The following is a 21,991-nucleotide window of genomic DNA, read 5'->3' on the forward strand; positions in this document are numbered from 1 at the left end:
TCTCTCTTTATTTTAAATTTGCACCCGATTTCTCATGTTAATTGAGTTTTCATGGTAATTAGTTTTATCCCCGGCTTACGGGGATTTTTTTACTTTATCCCTTTGGTATTAAATGCTGCAGCTCCGGGTCAGCTTTAATACGCTCCATTTCATTTTCAATAATCGTTACCATATCAAGCTTCACTTTTTTATAATTTTCTTCAATAAGCTGTGCCATCTTATCTTCTCCATGTTCATTAACAAACGATAAAATCTCAGGTATCGGCTGATAGGATTTAGTTTCGGTAGTTACTTCTTTATGATTAACAACGATCTCAGCATGAAACATTTTCTGTTCGATACGTTCATCAAAATTATCAGATACAGCTCCCACAAACATTCCCTGGCTTAATGTTGAAATTTTAGAGGCCGGTATTAAACTGTCCAATTGAGTAGATATAGAGCTCGATGTATCATTTCGGTTGATGGTCAGGCTCTGCCTTTTCTGCAAAACCTTTCCAAAACGCTCCGAAAGACTTTTAGCAGTATCTCCTACCACCTGTCCGCTGAATATATTACCAATCGTATTCTGAATCACTTTACTTTCTTTGTCTCCGTAATCTCTTGCCAGCTGAGAAAAATCCTGAAACCCCAGGCATACCGCTACCTTATTGCTTCTTGCTGTGGCAATCAGATTATCCAGCCCCCGGAAATAAATAGTGGGAAGCTCATCAATAATGACTGAACTTTTTAACTGTCCTTTTTTATTGATAAGCTTTACAATCCTTGAATTATACAGTCCCAGCGCCGCCGAGTAGATATTCTGCCGGTCAGGGTTATTTCCGACACATAAAATCTTAGGTTCTTTAGGATTGTTGATATCCAGGGAAAAGTCATCTCCGGTCATGACCCAATATAACTTGGGAGATATCATCCGTGATAAAGGAATCTTTGCAGAGGCAATCTGCCCCTGAAGCTGATCCTGCGCCCCGCCCTGCCATGCATCCATAAAAGGAGAAAGATAATTTTCCAGATCAGGATAGGAAGTCAAAATGGTAAAAACATCAGAATACTTTTTATTCAGCAGTTCAATGGCATGAGGAAAAGTACAGTATTTACCCTTTTCATAGATCTTCAGAAACCATATAATAGCCGCCAGTAAAATAATGGGTGATTCCACAAAGAAGTCTCCCTGCTTTTGGATCCAGCTCCGGTTCAGATTTAACATGATGGTGTATGCCGCTTCATAGGCATCTGATATATCGGTCATAAAATCAGGATTCAAAGGATTACACCGGTGGCTTCTCCGGGGATCATCAAAATTAATCACATAAAACTTCGGTTTTACTGTATACCGATCATGATATTTCAGTACATGGTTGTAGGCAATGGTCGAGAGATCATCAAACTTAAAATCATAGATATACATGGAAAAACCCTTTTCTATCTGCTGTTTGATATAGTTGTTGACAATAGCATAGGATTTCCCTGACCCTGGCGTCCCCAGAACAATAGTTGCCCTGAATGGATTGATAACATTAATCCAGCCTTGATTCCATTTTCCTTTATAGTAGAATTTAGTGGGAAGATTGACAGAGTATTCATTTTTCATCAGCCGGGTTTCCTGCATAAAGCTTTCATTCTCATTGTTGAAGACATCATCCATCAGGTTATTTTTTAATAATCTGCTCATCCATACGCCAGCCATCATCAAAAAGATATATCCTGCCGACATTAAGGACATATAAAGAATATTCCCAATACCTCCAGGCCATTTTAACAGAAAAGTATTGAAGAAAAACAATATAAACCCAATTCCCAGAAACCCACTAATCTGAGTCCATGTGATTTTCTCATTTTTTACTCCTTTTGTTCCCAAACAGCTTAAAGAGAGTAAGAGAATAGCAAAAACTTTCGTATACAAAGGATGAGAAAACAATCCCGCTGTTCTCTGAAAATTCTGCAGTATTGTATTAATAACTTCCAATATCCACCCTTTTTCCAGAAAAAAAGGATAGCAGTACCAGTAATAATGCATCAGCAGCATTAAAATACTGACCGACCGCATAAATGCCATAATTTTGGCTATTCCTCTGAGATCATCTTCACCCTGCATATCAATTTTTTTAAGTTAGGATAATGAATTTAGCGGGTGACGGAAAGTAGATTTCTACGCTGGCAGTTTCTGTCGTTATAAGGAAGTATTTGGCACCGTAAAAAAACTGATTTTCTGCTGAATCATTTAAGCTATTGATAAAGGAATTTCTAAATTTGCCCTATCACAAAATGCCTATGAAAACTATCCCATCAAAATACATAGATCTACTCGACAGTATAGGATCCGCTATTGAGGTTGCAAGACAAAACGCAATGAAAGTAGTCAATATTGAACTGGTGAAAGCGAATTGGGAATTGGTAGGCACAATGTCAGTTTTCGAGGAAAAACAAGAACAGGTTCTGAAATTCTTACTTCAAATCTCAGAAAAATGGTCGTTTTGTAATATGTTTATGCGAAATATTTTTATTACAATACTTTTTTGCGACGGTAAAACTCCGAATGTTTGGAGTATTTATAAATTATTAAACCATAAAAAACGACATTTACATTGTCTTTTAATCCTACAGTAAATTTTGTAATTTTGATAGATGATAGAGAGAACACAAGAATTCAACCAAGATCTTTACAGCTCCATTGCAAAAATTATTGCTGATGCTAAAGACCAAGTTTACAGAAATAGCAATACTATATTACTTAAAATGTATTGGGAAATTGGGCAGCTTATTATTAAAGATGAACAAAATGGTGAATTACGGGCAAAGTATGGTAAGTCTGTTTTGAAAAATCTTGCAAATCATCTATCATTGGAATTTGGAAAAGGGTTTGACGAGAGAAATCTTAATAATATGCGGGCTTTTTTCGTTGCATTTCCAATTTGGAACGCAGTGCGTACCGAATTGAGTTGGACGCACTATAGGATTATAAGCAGGATCGACAATCCAGATCACAGGATACAGTATGTGGAACATTGTGTTGAAGGAAACTGGAATACCAGAACTCTTCAAAGAAACATTGACAGTCAATATTTAGGAAGACTATTAAAATTTCCAAAAGTAGAAAGCAAAGAAATATCGAGTTATATTAAAGACCCTTATATTTTTGAGTTTTTAGGTCTTCCTTCAGATAAATCACAAACTGAAACACAAATAGAAACAGCTTTAATTACTCATCTTCAGCAGTTTTTAATGGAATTGGGAAAAGGATTTGCATTTGTAGCAAGACAGCAGCATATCGTTACTGATACCTCAGATTTCTTTATAGATCTTGTATTTTATAATTATTATCTTAAATGCTTTGTGTTAGTTGATCTTAAAACCCACAAACTGACCCACGAAGCTATAGGGCAAATGGATATGTATGTCAGAATGTATAATGATCTTAAAAAAGGAGTTGATGATAATCCCACAATAGGTATTATTTTATGCACCGAAAAAGATGAAACGGTTGTAAAATATTCTGTCATGTCAGAAAATGAGAAGTTGTTTGCAAGTAAATACAGAATATATCTTCCAGACGAACAAGAACTGAAACAGCTGATAGAAGCAGATAGGATAAAGCTTGAACTAGATAGTTTAAATTAATCAAAATACATACATCTGCCATATCTCGAGCTAATTTGGTTTACTAAAATTTCTGCTGAAGATATAGGTGTGGAAAAACAATAATTTTTAATTTCTGAATCCTTTCTTTAGATCATTGCTTTTGATAGTAGTCATACAATCCTAAAGTTGAAGGATGAAGAATTTTCCAAAAAATTCGAAAATTACTTTGGACAAAGATGTGATTAAACTGCATAAACTTAAATAATATTCCTAATAATAGTTTATTTCTAAAATATAAAATAAACTAAAGTGTGATGCATTGTATTTTTATATTTCAAAAGTATTTTATCTTAATTTTATTTGTAATTTAACAATCTGAGCTAAGTATCACATATAGAATAACTTGGTGCAAACCTGAGATATATCCATATTGTAACAAGAAAAAAGATAATTAAAAGATTGCAATAAAACAGTACCATGATAAAATCTGTCAATATCAAATTGTTATTAGTCCTTCTTGCCATTGTTTTTGCGTTTGATTTAGCGTTTATTGCTATGGATCATAGTTCTTGGCGGTTTTTTACCAAGCCACTGTTGTTACCTATTATTATCTGGTTTTATTTTACTTATTCTAAACAGGATGTATTTCGGATAAACCAATGGTTTTTGTCTGGATTAATTTTGAGCTTTTTGGGTGATGTGTTTTTGTTATTTGGATGGGGATTTATGCCCGGTTTGGGAAGCTTTTTATTGGCTCATATTTGTTACATCGTTTATTTTTTTAAGATTAAAAAGAAAAATGTATGGAGTTGGCTTCCCTTTGTTTTTCTATATTTAGGGTCATTTATTTACTATATATATCCTTATTTAAACGAAATGAAGATACCCGTGGTGATTTACGGAATTACCATTGCTACGATGCTGTATTTTAGTATCAGTACTTATTCTTTATTATTAATCCTAGGAGCTATTTTGTTTGTAATATCAGATTCTGTATTGGCCATTAATATGTTCGTACAGCATAGTACTGAGAAAGAACTTGTTGTGATGATTACTTATGTTTTAGCCCAATTGATGTTGGTGCTAGGAGTGGTTGATATTGAAAAAAAGAACAGAATTATTCAATAAAATGAAGACCTATGAAAAGAAAAGATAACCGACTTTTTCATAGTATTGGCCTGTTCTGTCCGTTGGATTTTACTGATCCTGTTACTTATTTTATTCCTGTGTTTATCTTGTTGATATTAGGGGAAATATTTTTGTATCAAATTCCTCAAAAAGTATTCACAAAAAGACTCATCAAAGATAATGTATCAAGTATCGGATTGGGGATAGGGGCGGTAATGTTAGACTTTGGGATGAAAGCTATTTCATTATCCTACTTTTTTTGGATTTACAATCATTTTAGACTTACCGATATTTTCGGGATCAAAGATTTCAACAAATTCTTCACTTTAAAATGGCATGCAGATCACTGGTGGCTTTGGTTATTGGTTATGATTGTTCAGGATTTTGGCTTTTATTGGCATCATCGATTGAGTCATAAAATCAGATTATTTTGGACAGGTCATGTCAATCATCATTCGGCTACTCATTTGAGTTTTGCTATTGCGTTGCGTCAAGGATGGTTTGAAATCATATATCGAGACATTTGGTATATCCCTTTTATCATTATTGGTTTTCATCCTATTATGATTGCTATGATGCATCAATTTAACTTAATTTTTCAATTTTGGCCGCATACCAATGCTATTGGAAAATTAGGGTGGTTCGATAAAGTATTCAATTCTCCATCCAACCATCGAGTGCATCATTCTAGAAAAGTTCAGGATTTAGATAATAACTATGGGGGCATTTTGATGATTTGGGATCATCTTTTCGGCACATACAAAGCGGAAGAAAAAAAAACGACAGATTACGGAATCTATCATAACATTCATACTTATAATGTTTTTCATATCGTCTTTGATGAGTTTGGAAATATGATAAAGGACATCCGAAATGCACCTACATGGAAAGCGAAGTTGGGGTATATTTTCAATGCTCCGGGCTGGCATCATCATGATAAAGATGAGCGGATTTCTACTTTGAAGCGGGAATTAGAAGAAAAGACGAATTGATGGTTGTCTTGCATAAAAGTGTAAATTAGCAAAGAAAACAAATACGATTCTCGTCAGATATGCAATTACAGCGCAAAGTTCAGGCTATTCTGGAGAAAGAAGGATAGCATCCACTACCATTTTCTTTTCTTTTTGCGTTTCTTTATCCGCCGGGCAAAAATTTCCTCTTCATGATCTTCCCCATCTGCCATAGGTAGCCCTAGCAACAGAACTGAAGTTTCATCATTGGAAGAGGTATCATTATCCCCATTCTTCATAAATCCAAATAAAGGATGAAGCTGATCAGACCATACATGATCTGACGGTGAAGACTTAGGCAGGGAAGATTTTAGTTCAGAAGATTTTTCCCTGTTTTGCTGATCCTTCAAAAGATCATTAAAAGCATTGGCTGAATACTCCTTTCCCAGATTTGAGCCATTCCATACAGTTTTTGAATGGTGATCAATGAATGTAATCCCATAAATACGCCCGGAGTCATTTCTTCTGACAACGGTACTAATATCCCTCGACCTTAACCTTTCAATAAAATCATCTTCCCCTTTACTATATTTGAGAACATTATCAATTCTGGTTTTTATCTCAGGCCTGCCGAAAGAGTTTAAAACTAGTTCTTTGCTTTTTAAAAAGTGTACTTCCAATGCAGCCAGTCCGGCAGCCCTCCCAATTCTGGAAGCCTTAATGGGAGGTCCGATCTTGTTTTTACTTTTATCCAATGCAAAATACACCAGGCCACGCTGAGGTTCACCGTGCAACTCTCCTTCAATTTTTTCAACCGCTATATTAAAAAGTGAAAGCAGCGCATTATACTCTCCAAGGGTCTTAAACGAATACTCCCCAGATATATTTCTGATCACGAAAGCTATCTGACGTTTAACATTTCCCTTATGATAATCAACAGGACTAAAAATCGGGCAATTTTCAGAACTCTTCTTTTCTACTGCGGGCAGTAAATTATAAGTCTTTTCCAATTTTCTGCATATTTCCATTGAACGCCTTTTCTCAAACTTATCTGAAATTTTCCGGCCGTTTCCATCGACGCATACGGAAACAATATGCACATGAACACGATCAATATCGGTATGTTTGAATACAATATAGGGCTGCTCTCCATAGCCCATCTCCTTCATGTACTCTTCTGCCATCTTTATAAAATCCATCTCACTGACCTTGTCTTTGGGATCAGGATTAAGTGATAGATGCAGGGTATGCTTTTCCGTATTTCTATTGGCTGCTAAATAAGGGTCAAAAGATTCTGCCAGCTGTGATATGGTATACCTGCCGTTTGGAGTTTCAACCATTTTATTCATGAATAAAATCTTACCTTTTTCCTGCTCTACTTTATTATGATTGTAAGCAAGCGCGCCATACAAATTACTGCTTCTTCCAATTTTTGCGATCATTATGCTGTTATTTTTTCAAGCTCCGGCTGTTAAATTCTTCAGTCAATTCAATAATTCCCCTGCATAAAACCGCCAGTTCAGCGGTATTTTTTTCCAGGTGATACAGAAATGTTGCTGCTTTTTTTTCAGTAAAATGCGTATATAATAATTTAACTACCTGATTGTAATTGACTCCTACTGCTCTGAACTGAGCATAAAAAGAAGTTAGTCTCATGTAAAAATCAACGGTTCCCTTATCTATTTTCACTGTTCTTATCTCTTTTGAAAACAGCAAAGACGTTATAAATTGAGCTTTATTATCCATTCCCGAAGCTTCAAAAAGAGACAGGAACTTATTATTGTCCTTATCATTCAGCCGAAAAACATACCGGTGGATGCAGGGATCTATCTTTGGCTTTCTTCCACCTTTACACGTTTGTTTTTTTCTCTGATCATTCATTAGACATCCATTTAAAGTTAATAACCTCGACTTTGGAGAGCGTTTCCAGGCTCCCGGCAGGGCAAGTTGTTTTGAGGCACAAAAAACAGTTATGAGGCACTCAAAACACAACTTGCCGTGTTCCGATGAACACCCAATCAACCTCATCACAAAAGTTAGCGCAACAAACCTCCAACAGAATTCAGATGTTGTATTGAGCAACAAACTCTCCCTAAAATCACTACAACAATGTATACAGAATCAACCAAATACACACACTATTATCGGCTGTCAATTACTGCCAAATCATTCCATTAGTCACCTGGAAATCAGCATCAGTTTTGATTTTGTTTTCATTTACAGTTAAATATAAAACTGATTATAAAAGGAGTAAAAAATAAAGAGGTAAAGTTTTACAAGTTTAAAAGTGTAAAAGCAATTGTAACTCTTTAAAAGCTATCATATAGCCAACAAAACAATTGCAGGTAGAAACAGAAAAGAAGGTAAATATATACAGACATTCAAAATAATACATCCATTAAAAAATATGTAAATACATACTGATCAAAAGAAAATAAAATTACAAAGCAATAATAAACAAGTACATAATGAAAGCAACAAAAAATCCTTTAAAAGTAAGTTTCTTTACCCAAAAAGGGGGCGTAGGAAAATCAACGATGACCACATTAATGGCCAGTATACTGCATTACCGATTGGGTTTTAATGTTTTAGTCATGGACTGCGATTTTCCGCAATACAGCATTAGCAATATGAGGGAGCGGGATAAAAAGGCAATCATGCTCCATGAATACCATAAAAAAGCAGCAATGAGACAGTTTCAGCTGATTAACAAAAAAGCTTTTCCCATTATACGCTGCAAAGCAGAGGATGCATTAGAGCAGACATCAAACTACATTAACCAGAGTGCTGCAGTTCCGGACATTATCTTTTTTGACCTGCCGGGTACCGCTAATACCAAAGGTGTTCTGACCACCTTGAAAACAATGGATTTCATCTTTGCTCCCATAACCGCTGACCGGCTGATAGTAGAAAGCACATTGGGATTTACAAAAGCATTCCTGGGTCTTCCCGATGGAGCGCATGAAAGTAAAGAACAAGTGATCTGGCTCTTTTGGAATCAGATTGACGGAAGAGAGAAAACAGGACTATATGAAATATACGAGAAGACTATTGCAGCACTCCAGCTGAATATCATGGAAACAAGGATTATGGATAGCAAGAGGTTTCGTAAGGAGTCGGAGGATACAGGTAACAGCATTTTCCGGTCTACTCTCTTACCTGCAGATCTTTCACTATTAAAAGCGACCAGAATGAACCTATTTATCGAGGAATTCCTACAAATCACTCCACTATAAAACTTGAACAATGAAAACGGATAAAGAAAAAAATGATTTTGAAAAACCTCATGTTGATGAAGAATACCTGATGCAGATCATCAGTGGTGATCAGAGTGCTCCAGAGGTGAAGAGCAATGAAGCTAAAGAATCTATGTATCAAAAGCCAAGGGAAAAATCAAAAAACAGTACATCTAAAAAAATAAATTATGAGGACCTATTCCTTACCAACCGGTTTCCTTCGGAACGTAATGGTAAGGTTGTTTATATAAGACCCGAATACCACGAAAGATTATTGAGAATCGTACAGCTCAGCCGGGAGGAAAGAACAACATTATACTCGTATATCGATAATATCCTTGAGCAGCATTTTCTGGAATACGGAAATGAGATCACTGAGTATTTCAACAATCATTTTAAACCCATTTTATAACCATGGAAATTCTTATTATAAGCCTATTGATCATTATCCTGCTATTACTTCATGATAAAATTGTTATTAAAAAATCCCCTTCTCCTACCATAAAAAATCAAACAAACATTAAAAAACCCTATCCTATTATAGGAGAAACCAAAACTTCAGTAAGCCACCCGGAGACAATATCCTCCCCTGAAAGACAAAAGGAAGAAACTGGGTTTGATCCCTCTAATTTAGACATAGCATATGACATCAGTGAAAATGTACATCTTCAAAATCCGCAGGAAGAACCGGAATATGGTTTTAATAGCAACCTTGATTTTACTGAAGAGGAAGAAGAATGGAAAAAATATAGAATTATTGATAAAAATGATGGTTTTGCCCAGGGAGCTACCTTTGAAGAACTAAGCGCTGTGCAGATGATCTTACAGCAAAAAGTTGGTGATCCATCTGAAAAGGAAACAGCAGCAGCGGCAGTTCAGAAAATATACGGAACCGAATTATTCATCCTATTGGAAAATTCTATAGAAAACGCTTCCCAAATCATTGCCGAGCTATTGGATAATAGTTTTACTCATGCTGAGGAAACCGGTTCTTCCACTTTGCGGACAGACGATATGAAAGATTTCAATATTGAAAATTTCACCTGATCATTTAATTGAATGAATTCCTAAATTCGACAGGAGAAAGACCGGTCTGAACCCTAAACATTTTACTGAATGACTGTGGATGTTCAAAGCCTAATTCATAGGCTATTTCAGCTACCGTCAAATCAGTAGAAATCAATCTTTCCTTAGCTTTTTCAGTGACCTTCTCACGAATGTACTGCTGGGTATTTTTCCCGATCACCGAACGTAAAACATCACTCAGATATCCGGGTGATATATTCAGCTGATCTGAAAGATACTGCACGGTGGGAAGACCCTGATGCATTGAATCCTGATCATTAAGGTAATGATCCAGGATGGTTTCTGTTCTTTGAAGAACATCGTTATTGACTACTTTTCTGGTAATAAACTGACGTTTGTAAAATCTGTTGACATAACTCAAGAGCAGTTCTATCTGCGCAATCACTACCTCCTGACTGAATTCATCAACGCGGCTATTGAGCTCCTGTTCCATAATCCTGAAAACAGAAAGAATGATTTCCTTCTCAGGGTCTGATACATGCAGAGCCTCATTAGATGAGTACGAAAAATAGCTGTACTGCTTTATTTTACCGGCTATAGGATGTCCCAGCAGGAAGTCAGGATGAATCAACAGCAAATAGCAGTAAGTTTCGCTGTTGTAATCAGTACTCCCTACCAATTGATTAGGAGCCAGAAACAGCATGCTGCCCTCATTGTAGTCGTAAAAACTTCTGCCGTATTTGAGTCTTCCCTTGTTTCTTGTAATGAAAGTAATCTTATAGAAACTCAAAAGGTTATAGACCGGTGCCATTTCCGCATTGAAAGGATTGTCTTTATTGAAATGGATAAGACTGATCAGAGGATGCTGCGGGGCAGGCAGTCCGAAGGCTTTATGGCTTTCCGATATCGATATAAACCGTATCAATTTATCCTCTTTGCTTTTCATACTATAAATGTATAAAAAACCTATGACTGTGAATCATAGGTTTGATGTTAAAAATCCTACCACGGAAGAACCTTGTCTGTTCTGCCAAAATTCGCCGGACCGGTAAAACTACCTGTCGGAAGGTCTTCTGCCAAGGCCACTCTGATCGGTTCCTTTGAACCTTCTTCAACAGAGTCTGTTCCCTCAAAATTATTAAGTGCCGTGGCCGTAAATCCCGGACTCACCATATGAACCTTGATATTGGTCTTCTCCAGTTCTATGGCTAAAGAGAGAAAAATTCCATTAAGCGCCGTCTTAGAAGCCCCATATACCGCATCGAAATGTACACGATACGGGTTTTCAGGATTGGCATTGATCGTAAGAGAACCCAAGGCACTGGAAACCGTCACAATACGTGAAGCAGGCGCTTTATGTAATAAAGGCAGAAAAGCCTGCGTAAGGGCAAGGGTTCCAAATACATTGGTATCCCATACCGATTTCAGTTCATCTATTGGTACAATAGTGGCACGCTGTGAACCCAAAATCTCTTCCATAGTACGGCCGGCTTTTCCCGCATGAGAGATCGCTGCATTATTAACAAGCAGTGTAAGATATCCGTATTCAGCTTCAATAGTTTCTACAGCGTTTCTGATAGACTCATTATCGGTAATATCCAGCTGAACCGCTATTGCCTTCCTACCTATTTCAGCTGTGGCCGCCTTACCTTTTTCTAAATCGCGGGAGCCTGCATAGACTACGTATCCGTTTTCTGCCAGCGCTTTAGCAATCTGAAATCCCACTCCGGTGTTAGCACCCGATACCAGTGCTATCTTATTTTCATTGTTCTTTATCATATTCATTGATTTAAATTTTGTACAGCAAAGTTGCAGAATACAGAAACTATACATGTAGTCAAATTGAGGATATTTGAAGCCGTATTGAGGTTTCAATGGGAATGTAACGGGATATAATTCTTACAACAGGAATCCAGCAAGATAACTTATCGATGCCAAACAATTCCTCCGGACTCCGAATTTCAATTAAGCCCCCTGCTACCCTACATCTTTGTCTCAGCACCCGTAAAGTGCGGGTTTTAGTCAACCAAAAAATCTACTATTATGAAAAGACAAAGAAAAAAAATCATGCTCACGGCACTGCTCACGGTAATCAGCTGGAGTATCGATGCTCAAGGTAACGGCTCCGCCGGAATTACTGAGGCCACACAGATGGTCACTTCTTATTTTGATCCTGCCACAAAGCTTATCTATGCGATCGGCGCTGTTGTAGGCCTGATCGGAGGGGTCAAAGTATATAACAAATTCAGCAGTGGTGATCCTGATACCAGTAAGACGGCTGCCAGCTGGTTCGGAGCCTGTATCTTCTTAATTGTGGCGGCAACCATTCTGCGCTCATTCTTCCTTTAATCGAATAATAATGAACACCTATCACATTAATAAAGGAATAGGAAGAACCGCTGAGTTCAAAGGATTGAAAGCACAGTACCTGTTTATTTTTACAGGCGGATTATTAGCAGTACTGATACTGGTGATGATCATGTATATGGCTGGTATAAACACCTATCTCTGTCTTGTTTTCGGGGGAGCCAGTGCCAGTATTCTGATCTGGAAAACCTTCTCTCTCAACAGAAAATACGGAGAGCACGGACTGATGAAATTGGGAGCTAAAAAGAAGCATCCCCGATATATCATAAGCCGTAAGTCAATCTATAGATATCTAAAATCGAACTCCAAAAAAGCTTCACCATGAGAAATCAATCAAAAGCGGCAACATTGGAAAGCAGGTTTCCACTGCTGGCAATTGAAGAAAACTATATTATCTCTAAAGATGCAGATGTTACTGTTTGCTTTAAAGTCAGTTTACCTGAATTGTTTACTATAGCTTCTGCTGAATATGAAGCCATACATTCAGCCTGGTTCAAAGCTATAAAAACATTACCGGACTACAGTATTGTGCACAAGCAGGATTGGTTTATTAAGGAAAACTACAGACCGGATCTCTCCGGTGATGATCAAAGCTTTCTATCCAAATCATTTGAGAGGCACTTTAACGAAAGACCTTTTCTGAATCATTACTGCTATCTCTTTATCACCAAAACCACTAAGGAAAGAATGAAAATGCAGAGCAATTTCTCATCCCTCTGTAAAGGAGTTTTAATTCCTAAAGAAATAAGGGATAAAGATATCATCAGCAGATTTATGGAAGCGGTGGATCAGTTTGAAAGAATTATGAATGACTGCGGATATATTTTTCTGGAAAGAATGATCGCTGACGAGATAACGGGAACTGATAAACAGTCGGGATTGCTGGAACAGTATCTGACCCTATCCAGAGAAGCCAACCTATCATTACAGGATCTGAATCTTGGCGCAGAAGAAATGCGTATCGGAAACAACCGTATCAGTATGCATACTTTGTCTGACACAGATGATCTCCCGGCAACTGTTTCTTCCCACAGCCGATATGAAAAGCTCAGCACGGACCGAAGTGACTGCCTGCTTTCATTTGCATCTCCGGTAGGACTGCTGTTAAGCTGTAATCATATCTACAATCAGTATCTGTTTATTGACAACAGCGATGATAACCTTCGTCAATTTGAAAAATCTGCCAGAAATATGCATTCTCTGGCAAGGTACAGCAGGGCCAATCAGATCAATAAAGAATGGATTGAAAAATATCTGAATGAAGCCCATTCTTATGGACTTCAATCCATCCGAGCCCATTTCAATGTAATGTCATGGTCGGACAATCCGGCTGAGCTCAAACAGCTAAAGAATGATACCGGGAGTGCCTTGGCACTCATGGAATGTAAACCCCGTCATAACACTACAGATACCACTACATTATATTGGGCAGGTATTCCCGGAAATGCCGGAGATTTCCCAAGCGAAGAAAGCTTCTACACCTTCATAGAGCCTGCTTTATGTTTTTTCACAGAAGAAACCAATTATCAGAGCTCACCATCTCCGTTCGGCATTAAGATGGCAGACCGGCTCACGGGTAAACCTATTCATCTGGATATTTCTGATCTTCCAATGAAGCAGGGCATTATCACCAACCGAAACAAGTTTATCCTCGGCCCTTCGGGAAGCGGTAAATCCTTCTTTACCAATCACATGGTCAGGCAGTATTATGAACAGGGAGCTCACATTCTTATGGTCGACACCGGAAATTCCTACCAGGGATTATGCGAACTGATCAAAGGCAAAACCAAAGGCGAAGACGGAGTTTATTTTACCTATACAGAAGATCATCCAATTGCTTTTAATCCTTTCTACACTGATGACGGCGTATTTGACATTGAGAAAAGAGAAAGTATTAAAACACTGATTCTGACTCTATGGAAAAGAGATGATGAACCACCGACACGTTCTGAGGAAGTAGCACTGTCTAATGCTGTCAGTGGATACATTGAAAAGATTAAAAGCTTTGACGGGCACTCTTCCTTTAATGGCTTTTATGAATATGTCAGAAATGATTATCAAAGAATATTGGAACAGAAAAAAGTCAGGGAAAAGGATTTTGACATCGCCAACTTCCTGAATGTTCTGGAGCCTTACTATAAAGGTGGTGAATATGATTATCTGCTGAATTCAGACAAACAGTTAGATCTACTGTCCAAACGGTTTATCGTTTTCGAGATTGATGCGATTAAAGACCATAAGATCCTTTTTCCGATTGTAACCATTATCATTATGGAAGTCTTCATCAATAAGATGCGGAGACTGAAGGGAATCAGAAAACTTATCCTCATTGAAGAAGCATGGAAAGCAATTGCTAAGGAGGGCATGGCAGAGTACATCAAGTATCTGTTTAAAACCGTAAGAAAATTTTTCGGTGAAGCGATTGTGGTTACGCAGGAGGTGGATGACATTATTCATTCCCCTATTGTTAAGGAAAGTATCATTAACAGTTCTGACTGTAAGATCCTTCTGGACCAGCGTAAGTACATGAATAAATTTGATGATATCCAGGCTATGTTGGGATTGACCGACAAAGAAAAGTCTCAGGTTTTATCGATCAATATGAATAATGATCCTAAAAGACTCTACAAAGAAGTATGGATTGGCTTGGGTGGAACTCATTCAGCAGTATATGCTACAGAAGTTTCTACAGAAGAATATCTGGCGTATACAACCGAAGAGACTGAAAAATTGGAAGTCATGGATCTTGCCATGGAACTTGACGGCAATGTAGAGCATGCCATTAAGAAGATTTCTCTTAGGAGAATCAAAACGCACAAAAAAGAACATTAAATCAATTAAAATTTCACGACAATGAAACACTCAATCATTACAACAATGATAATACTTGCTATGGTAATATCATCATTTGCAAAAGCACAATTTGTAGTTACCGACCCTGCCAACCTGGCGTCAGGTATTCTGAATTCAGCCAATGAAATTGTACAGACTTCATCCACGGTTTCCAATGTGGTCAAGAACTTCAATGAAGTGAAGAAGGTATATGAACAGGGCAAAGAATATTATGATAAACTTAAAGCTGTAAATAATCTGGTTAAAGATGCCCGTAAGGTTCAGCAGACTGTTCTTTTGGTCGGTGATGTTTCGGAGCTGTATGTCAACAATTTTGGGAAGATGCTCAGTGATCCTAATTTCAATGCGCAGGAACTCACAGCTATTGCCAATGGCTACTCTACATTACTCAATGAAAGCACCGAACTGCTCAAAGAATTAAAGCAAATTGTCACTTCAACCAACTTATCATTGAATGACAAAGAAAGAATGGATATTATTGACCGGGTATACAAAGAGGTCAAGAATTATCATAATCTGGTTAGATATTATACCAATAAGAATATCTCTGTCAGCTACCTGAGGGCTAAAAAGCAGAATAATACCCAAAGGGTCCTGAATCTGTATGGAACAGCTAATCAAAAATACTGGTAAGATGGAACCTAATAATTTACATGAAGTCCTTCGTTCTGTCTATGAAGAGATGATGCCATTATGTGCAGATATGGCAGCAGTAGCAAAAGGAGTAGCTGGATTAGGTGCATTATTTTATGTATCATTAAAAGTATGGCAGGCATTAAGCCGCGCCGAACCTATTGATCTGTTTCCGATGTTAAGACCCTTTGCTATCGGTATCTGCATCATGTTTTTTTCAACGTTGGTGCTGGGAAGCATTAACGGGGTTTTGAATCCGGTGGTTCACGGAAGCCATTCGATGCTGGAAGGCCAGGTCTTAGACCTCAATGAACTGCAGCAGAAAAAAGATATTCTGGAAAAAGAGGCCATGCTTCGAAACCCTGAAATGGCCTATCTGATTTCGGATGAAGAATTTGATAAAAAGCTGGAAGAGCTTGGATGGTCACCATCAGATCTGGTCACCATGTCAGGAATGTATATCGAAAGAGAAATATTCGCCATTAAGAAAGATATCAGAGACGGGTTCCGTGAATTTCTGGAAATACTCTTTCAGGCTGCCGCTCTGGTTATCGATACGATCAGGACATTTTTTCTCATTGTATTATCCATTCTTGGACCTATTGCTTTTGCCATATCGGTATGGGATGGTTTTCAGTCTACTCTTACGCAATGGTTAACCCGGTACATCAGTGTGTATTTATGGCTTCCTGTAGCAGATATGTTCAGTGCTGTTCTTGCCAAGATCCAGTCATTGATTATTGAAAGAGATATCGAGATGCTCGCTGATCCCGACTTTATTCCTGACACCTCCAATACGGTGTATATCATCTATATGATCATTGGAATCATCGGGTATTTTACGGTTCCTACGGTTACAGGATGGGTCATTCAGGCAGGAGGTGCCGGCAACTTTATGCGCAATGTTACGCAGATGGCACAGAAATCAGGAAATGTTGCAGGAGCTGCGGCCGGTTCAGCAGCGGGCAACATATCCGGCAGGCTTCTTAAATAATAAAATCATAAAACAATGGAATTTAAAAACTTAAGAAATATAGAAAACAGTTTCAGGCAGATCAGGCTGTTCACTTTTGTATTTGCCCTGCTATGCTTGGGAGTTGTTGGTATAGCTGTTTACAAGTCATACAGCTTTGCAGAGCAGCAGAGACAAAAGATTTATGTGTTGGACAATGGTAAATCCTTGATGGTTGCGCTTTCTCAGGATATGTCCATCAACAGACCGGTAGAAGCAAGGGAACATGTGAGACGCTTCCATGAACTATTCTTTACGGCAGCTCCCGATAAAAGTGCGATTGAAAGCAATGTGAAAAGAGCATTCAATCTGGCTGACCAGTCGGCATTCAACTATTATAAAGATCTTTCTGAAAAAGGATACTACAACCGAATCATCAGCGGAAATATACAGCAAAGAATTGAAGTTGACAGTATCACCGCAGATTTCAGCAGCTATCCCTATGCAGTAAAGACGTATAGCAGGCAGTTTATTATTCGTTCAAGCAACCTGACGATAAGAAACCTGATCACCCAGTGCTCATTGGTTAATTCTGTCCGATCTGACAGCAATCCCCAGGGATTTACAATTGAAAAGTTCAATGTCGTTGAGAATAAAGATTTAGAAACAGTTAACCGATAAAAGGAAGGAGCATGAAAAAATTAACAATAAGAATTGATCAGTGGGTAAAAAGTACGGAGGCCCAATGGAAAACATTTCCGATAAAAAAACAACGTTTTCTGACTGCATTATTTTTTACAGGATATTCACTGATGACCTTACTTATGATCATCATTCAGATAGCATCGAAAAATGTAAGCGACAGCAAAGATATGCCACCCATAAGGCATATCATTACCAAGCCTGCAGATATAACAATCAAAAATAAAGCAGGTTACCACTCTGTCTATAATTCCTCACAAAATAATCAAGATGAAAGACCAAAATAGTTCCAATATCAGAGTAACGGAAGGTGATAAAAATGATGAATCAAAAAACCGTAAGCTGACCATTGACCAGTTGAAAAAACCTGTTATTTACTTTTTAATGACCATTGTATGTGCAGGATGTTTGTATTTGATTTTTAACCCCAAAGAAGAGAAAGACCATAGTGCAAAGATAGGGTTCAATTCAGTTATACCCCAGGCCTCTGATGGCCAGCTGCAGTCCGATAAGCAGAAAGCGTATGAACAGCAATTACTGGAGCAGAAAAATGAAGAAAAGAAAAATGCGCTCACAACCTTATCTGATTACTGGACTGATTCTTCTCAAGATACCTCAGCTCCAAATCCAATACTTTTACAAAATGAATCTGGCACTGCACCTGTATCCAATCAGAATCCAACCAGCAGTTATCGGAATGCCCAGCAGGCATTAAGTTCATTTTACAGCAGGGATGATCAGGAAGTGAATACGCTTAAAAGGGAAATTCACAGACTAAAGACAGAAACTTCACAACGCGAAGCAGTACCCGCCGGCACCAGCATTAATGATCAACTGGAACTGATGGAAAGATCTTATCAGCTGGCCGCCAAATATCTTCCGGTATCCAAGCAGGAGGTGTCTGAAAATAAAAGTGACATAAAAGAAGTATCAGCTTTTGCTAAAGCCAGAATCACCGTTGCAAAGCCTATCATACATTCTGTGATTTCAAGTTTGTATAGAGATTCTGCAGACAGTATCATTTTCTGCGGTATAAATGATAAAAGATTGACCGGAATTCAAGATAAGCAGTTCCTGGAATCTTCACCCAGAAACAGCATCCGGGCTGCTATCCATGAAACAAAAATCGTCACCTCTGAAAGCATGGTCGCAATAAGGCTATTGGAGTCTATCATGCTTGGAAAAATAAAACTCCCTGTCGGAACTGTGTTGAAAGCTAAGGCAAACTTTCAGGGCGGAAGATTACACCTGAACATCTCTACCATAGCGTACGGGGGAATCATTGAACCTGTTGATATTAATATTCATGATAATGATGGACAATTGGGACTGTACATACCCTATTCCTCCGAACAAAACGCTCTCAGTGATATTGCTGCCAATATGGGCCAAAACTCAGGAACAAATATCATGATGACCCGGTCTGCGGGACAGCAGGTGACAGCTGACCTGACCAAAGGACTCATTCAGGGAGTATCCGGATATTTTCAGAGAAAAGTCAGACAGCATAAAATTACTGTCAAAACAGGACACCTTGTGTTTTTAGTTTCAAAAAATAATTAACAAATATACATATAATAATGAGAATAGCATTTAATATAAAGCTCTTAGCAGTTGTTTTAACTTCTTTCCTATCCACTGTTACAGCTCAGGATACCATTGGGTTTAGAGTACTCTATAAGGCAAGGATTGATCCACAGAAAATGCAGGTCACATATGATAAAACAACACACCTCTTATTTCCTTCTCCTATACAATATGTTGATTTAGGCAGTGATTATATTACGGCTGGCAAAACTAATGATTTGGAAAACGTTTTAAGAATTAAAGCAGCCGTAAAGGGTTTTGAACCCGAAACCAATTTTTCAGTGATCACCAAAGATGGCACATTCTATAGTTTTGATGTATTGTACAGCCCTTATCCTGAGGCTCTCAGCTATGATCTTTCAAAATTACGAATGTACACTTACAATGGAAATACTTCTGAAATCTTGTTTGAAAAACTTAAAGGCGATTCCTCTTCTGTTACAGATCACATCATGAAAACACTGAGTGAAAGTTCAAAACGCAGTATCCGGCACATCCATTCGAAAAGTGATGGTATAGAATTCATAGTAAAGTCATTGAACCTATATAATGGAAAGTTCTATTTTGTTCTGCAAATTAAGAACAGCCGAAATATTAATTATCAGGTTGATTATATCAATTTCAAAATAACTGATAAAAAAAACCTGAAGCGTACAGCTGTTCAGGACAAAATACTATATCCGCTTCGGGCATATTTTTCTACACTGAATGTCAAAAACAGGTCTACAGTTGAAAACGTTTATCTTTTTGACCAATTTACGTTATTTAAAGATCAGGTATTGTTTATTGAAATATTTGAAAAAAATGGCGGCCGACATCAGCGGATTAAAGTAAAGAATAAAGATTTAATTAGAGCAAAGCCCATAGAAAAACATTTCTAATACCAAAATAAAATTTTACTGCGAAAAGACACTTTGACTGCAGGGAGATCTGTCTTTTCGCCTGAATTTAGAAAGCAAAAACGGCAATTAAACTTGCCGTTTTTTTATTGTTCGTAAAATTTCAAAATCACTTACAGCAATCCTTCATCAGCAAATGATAGATATTCCGTAGAAGTTAAAATACAATGGTCAAGCAGTTGTATATTTAAAAACTCAGATGCATCCTTTATTTTATTGGTCATTTTTACGTCTTCGCATGATGGTTTTAAATTTCCTGATGGATGATTATGCGCAACAATAAGAGATGATGCATTACATAAAAGCGCGGCCTGCATAATAATTCTAATGTCTACCAAAGTTGAGGAAATTCCTGATTCAGAAATTCTTTTTATTCCCAGAACCTTATGGGCATGATTCAAATACAGTGCATAAAATGATTCCCTATAATCAATTTCACCACTATCAAAATGTGCTCTGAACACCTCAACGGCATCATTTGAATTAGTTATTAATTTTTCAGCATTTCCCTCCCTTGAATAGGTTAATTTAATTTCGTTGACAATATTAAACTTCATTTGTTTTGCTCCGTGTACGGCGGAGCCTTTATTTTCCCGTACCTGCTTAGTAATTAATTCCCTCTTCCTATTAAGGCTCTCGCCTTGCTGATATTTTTCAAAAGAAAAACCGGAAAAAAGAAAGCAGATCATTGTTACGGGTAAAGTGAAAGACAAAAGGAAACGGAATAAATGGAGGGCACCTTTAGGGAGGAAACCGTTTATGCCGTAGTCTTTTGGCAGGGACTAGGAAGGCTGACCGTTACAACTTGGCTGCCTTTTTACCGGTTTATTATGCAAAATAATGATGAAGGTTTTTTAATTATTTTTCCAAGACCATGTCTTGACAAACATACCATCTAAATTTATTTTTTAGCAATAAAAAAACAAAAGAATAAAATAATGATTAAATTGTAAAATATTGGTCCAAACACCAGTGTTTAAAGCCTTCTGCGCATGATTTGAAAATATTTTTAAAATAAATTAAATTAACTCATATACAATTATTAAGACAAAAAAACACACTTCATCTTAAAATAATATATTGATACCACAAAAAAAATAAAAATTTACTATTATTTATTCACCAACAGTAGATTTAACACAAACAAAAACACTTGCTAAGTACCATAAATAGGCATATCTTTGACCTGTTTAATAATTTAAATATAACAATAATCATGAGAAGAATTCTTTTTATCCTAGGTGTACTAGACTAAAAATCCCTTGGTAATTAATATCAAGGGATTTTTAACATATTGAATCTCAATTCACTAGTTCTTCTGTGTTTTCATGGTACCTAAAGTTTTATGATTTGTATAACTTCGCTATTGAACTTGCAACTATTTTTGAGACAAAATTTATATACTCTTTATGCTATATTTTTAGATTGATTAGACATTAAATTTTGATACTCTTTTATGGTTAAATTTCCTAAAGCCGAATGTCTTCTGTGAGTGTTGTAAAATGTTTCTATATATTCGAACACAAAGTTTTTAGCATGATCTCTAGTTTCATATTTATTTTGATAGGCAAGCTCAGTCTTCAGAGTTTTGAAAAAGCTGTCCGCTACAGCATTATCATAACAGTTTCCTTTTCCGCTCATGCTTCGGGTAATGTTTCTTCCGACTATTGATATAAATTCTGTACACGCATACTGTATCCCACTGTCTGAATGGAAAATCAAGCTATCATGATCGTCTCTCTTGGAGAAGATGCCTACCACCTTTTTTAAGATGTCACGTTCAAGCTTTGTTTCTTCTAGTTCCTTGCGAAGTCTCAATAACTCTTCCCTTATCGGATCAGAGGATATTTGTTTTTCCTTGCTAAGTTTACCTTCTTTGTGAAGTTTTCGCCAATTGACTAGACTTTCTTTACAGATCCACAATTCTTCGGCTACCGAGGATACATTGCCTCGCTGCTCACTTAAAGATACCGGCCCAATCTTAAACTCTAAACTGTAATTTTTTCTGATCTTTTCATACTCTTAAAGTTAAAGAGTATAAATAGTGTGTCCTAACAAAGTTAGCAACTCCAGGGAAGA

General features: G+C 37.2%; 22 protein-coding genes. 15 read left to right on the forward strand and 7 right to left on the reverse strand.

Going from position 1 to position 21,991, the window contains the following annotated elements; all coding sequences use genetic code 11:
- Window positions 1-94: 94 nt before the first annotated feature.
- Window positions 95-2,095 carry a conjugal transfer protein MobC gene (mobC, locus tag SFA27_RS14015; protein WP_407292876.1) on the reverse strand — a complete coding sequence of 667 codons (2,001 nt, stop codon included), beginning with the start codon at window positions 2,093-2,095 and terminating at the stop codon, window positions 95-97.
- A gap of 530 nt (window positions 2,096-2,625) precedes the next feature.
- Here mobC and SFA27_RS14020 point away from each other — a divergent pair.
- The 3 genes from SFA27_RS14020 to SFA27_RS14030 all read left to right on the forward strand — a co-directional run bounded on the left by SFA27_RS14020 (window position 2,626) and on the right by SFA27_RS14030 (window position 5,699).
- A complete protein-coding gene (locus SFA27_RS14020) occupies window positions 2,626-3,618 on the forward strand; it encodes a YhcG family protein (protein WP_407292878.1) in 993 nt (330 codons plus the stop codon).
- 438 nt (window positions 3,619-4,056) lie between these two features.
- The gene (locus SFA27_RS14025; protein ID WP_407292880.1) at window positions 4,057-4,707 is read left to right on the forward strand and encodes a lysoplasmalogenase; all 651 of its coding nucleotides are present in this window, start codon (window positions 4,057-4,059) and stop codon (window positions 4,705-4,707) included.
- Between the two features lie 11 nt (window positions 4,708-4,718).
- On the forward strand, window positions 4,719-5,699 hold the full coding sequence (locus SFA27_RS14030) for a sterol desaturase family protein (RefSeq protein ID WP_407292882.1): 981 nt from the start codon (window positions 4,719-4,721) through the stop codon (window positions 5,697-5,699).
- A gap of 113 nt (window positions 5,700-5,812) precedes the next feature.
- On the opposite strand, the gene mobB is transcribed toward SFA27_RS14030, so the two are convergent.
- Complete coding sequence (mobB, locus tag SFA27_RS14035) at window positions 5,813-7,099, reverse strand: conjugal transfer protein MobB (RefSeq protein ID WP_407292884.1); 1,287 nt, start codon at window positions 7,097-7,099, stop codon at window positions 5,813-5,815.
- Window positions 7,100-7,106: 7 nt separating this feature from the next.
- Window positions 7,107-7,538 (reverse strand): conjugal transfer protein MobA, encoded by a 432-nt coding sequence (gene mobA, locus SFA27_RS14040; RefSeq protein ID WP_407292886.1) that lies wholly within the window; start codon window positions 7,536-7,538, stop codon window positions 7,107-7,109.
- A gap of 587 nt (window positions 7,539-8,125) precedes the next feature.
- Between mobA and SFA27_RS14045 the strand changes: the two genes are divergently transcribed.
- From SFA27_RS14045 to SFA27_RS14055, 3 genes are read left to right on the forward strand one after another with little or no spacing between them, the layout of a single operon-like run.
- The gene (locus SFA27_RS14045) at window positions 8,126-8,893 is read left to right on the forward strand and encodes a ParA family protein (protein ID WP_407292888.1); all 768 of its coding nucleotides are present in this window, start codon (window positions 8,126-8,128) and stop codon (window positions 8,891-8,893) included.
- A 10-nt stretch (window positions 8,894-8,903) separates the two neighbouring features.
- A complete protein-coding gene (locus tag SFA27_RS14050; RefSeq protein ID WP_407292890.1) occupies window positions 8,904-9,305 on the forward strand; it encodes a DUF3408 domain-containing protein in 402 nt (133 codons plus the stop codon).
- Between the two features lie 2 nt (window positions 9,306-9,307).
- Window positions 9,308-9,940 (forward strand): conjugal transfer protein TraD, encoded by a 633-nt coding sequence (locus SFA27_RS14055; protein WP_407292892.1) that lies wholly within the window; start codon window positions 9,308-9,310, stop codon window positions 9,938-9,940.
- 4 nt (window positions 9,941-9,944) lie between these two features.
- On the opposite strand, the gene SFA27_RS14060 is transcribed toward SFA27_RS14055, so the two are convergent.
- Both SFA27_RS14060 and SFA27_RS14065 read right to left on the reverse strand, forming a co-directional pair.
- Entirely contained in the window at window positions 9,945-10,865 is a 921-nt protein-coding gene (locus tag SFA27_RS14060; protein WP_407292894.1) for a helix-turn-helix domain-containing protein, read from the reverse strand.
- A 56-nt stretch (window positions 10,866-10,921) separates the two neighbouring features.
- The gene (locus SFA27_RS14065; protein WP_407292896.1) at window positions 10,922-11,698 is read right to left on the reverse strand and encodes an SDR family NAD(P)-dependent oxidoreductase; all 777 of its coding nucleotides are present in this window, start codon (window positions 11,696-11,698) and stop codon (window positions 10,922-10,924) included.
- A 264-nt stretch (window positions 11,699-11,962) separates the two neighbouring features.
- On the opposite strand from SFA27_RS14065, the gene SFA27_RS14070 reads away from it, so the two are divergent.
- Genes SFA27_RS14070 through traN form a run of 9 tightly spaced genes read left to right on the forward strand, consistent with a single transcriptional unit; the run spans window position 11,963 to window position 19,894 of the window.
- Complete coding sequence (locus tag SFA27_RS14070; RefSeq protein WP_407292898.1) at window positions 11,963-12,268, forward strand: DUF4134 domain-containing protein; 306 nt, start codon at window positions 11,963-11,965, stop codon at window positions 12,266-12,268.
- A 10-nt stretch (window positions 12,269-12,278) separates the two neighbouring features.
- On the forward strand, window positions 12,279-12,611 hold the full coding sequence (locus tag SFA27_RS14075) for a DUF4133 domain-containing protein (protein ID WP_407292900.1): 333 nt from the start codon (window positions 12,279-12,281) through the stop codon (window positions 12,609-12,611).
- Complete coding sequence (locus SFA27_RS14080) at window positions 12,608-15,118, forward strand: TraG family conjugative transposon ATPase (RefSeq protein WP_407292902.1); 2,511 nt, start codon at window positions 12,608-12,610, stop codon at window positions 15,116-15,118. Before SFA27_RS14075 ends, SFA27_RS14080 begins: the two co-directional genes overlap by 4 nt.
- A 45-nt stretch (window positions 15,119-15,163) precedes the next feature.
- Entirely contained in the window at window positions 15,164-15,772 is a 609-nt protein-coding gene (locus SFA27_RS14085; RefSeq protein WP_407298173.1) for a DUF4141 domain-containing protein, read from the forward strand.
- A 1-nt stretch (window position 15,773) separates the two neighbouring features.
- A complete protein-coding gene (traJ, locus tag SFA27_RS14090) occupies window positions 15,774-16,766 on the forward strand; it encodes a conjugative transposon protein TraJ (RefSeq protein WP_407292904.1) in 993 nt (330 codons plus the stop codon).
- A gap of 15 nt (window positions 16,767-16,781) precedes the next feature.
- Entirely contained in the window at window positions 16,782-17,405 is a 624-nt protein-coding gene (gene traK / locus SFA27_RS14095) for a conjugative transposon protein TraK (RefSeq protein ID WP_407292906.1), read from the forward strand.
- An 11-nt stretch (window positions 17,406-17,416) separates the two neighbouring features.
- Window positions 17,417-17,713 (forward strand): hypothetical protein, encoded by a 297-nt coding sequence (locus SFA27_RS14100; RefSeq protein ID WP_407292908.1) that lies wholly within the window; start codon window positions 17,417-17,419, stop codon window positions 17,711-17,713.
- Window positions 17,697-18,989, forward strand: coding sequence for a conjugative transposon protein TraM (gene traM / locus SFA27_RS14105; protein WP_407292910.1), 1,293 nt, complete (start codon window positions 17,697-17,699; stop codon window positions 18,987-18,989). The genes SFA27_RS14100 and traM overlap by 17 nt, the downstream gene beginning before the upstream one ends.
- Before the next feature lie 17 nt (window positions 18,990-19,006).
- Window positions 19,007-19,894, forward strand: a complete 888-nt coding sequence (gene traN / locus SFA27_RS14110) for a conjugative transposon protein TraN (protein ID WP_407292912.1) — start codon at window positions 19,007-19,009, stop codon at window positions 19,892-19,894.
- Between the two features lie 131 nt (window positions 19,895-20,025).
- Here the strand turns inward: traN and SFA27_RS14115 are convergent, their stop codons facing one another.
- Together SFA27_RS14115 and SFA27_RS14120 are read right to left on the reverse strand one after the other, a co-directional pair.
- On the reverse strand, window positions 20,026-20,601 hold the full coding sequence (locus SFA27_RS14115) for a JAB domain-containing protein (protein WP_407292914.1): 576 nt from the start codon (window positions 20,599-20,601) through the stop codon (window positions 20,026-20,028).
- 718 nt (window positions 20,602-21,319) lie between these two features.
- On the reverse strand, window positions 21,320-21,922 hold the full coding sequence (locus tag SFA27_RS14120; protein WP_407298174.1) for an IS3 family transposase: 603 nt from the start codon (window positions 21,920-21,922) through the stop codon (window positions 21,320-21,322).
- Window positions 21,923-21,991 lie beyond the last annotated feature (69 nt).

The sequence above is a fragment of the Chryseobacterium sp. HR92 genome (genome assembly GCF_045689405.1).
Classification (GTDB): domain Bacteria; phylum Bacteroidota; class Bacteroidia; order Flavobacteriales; family Weeksellaceae; genus Chryseobacterium; species Chryseobacterium viscerum_A.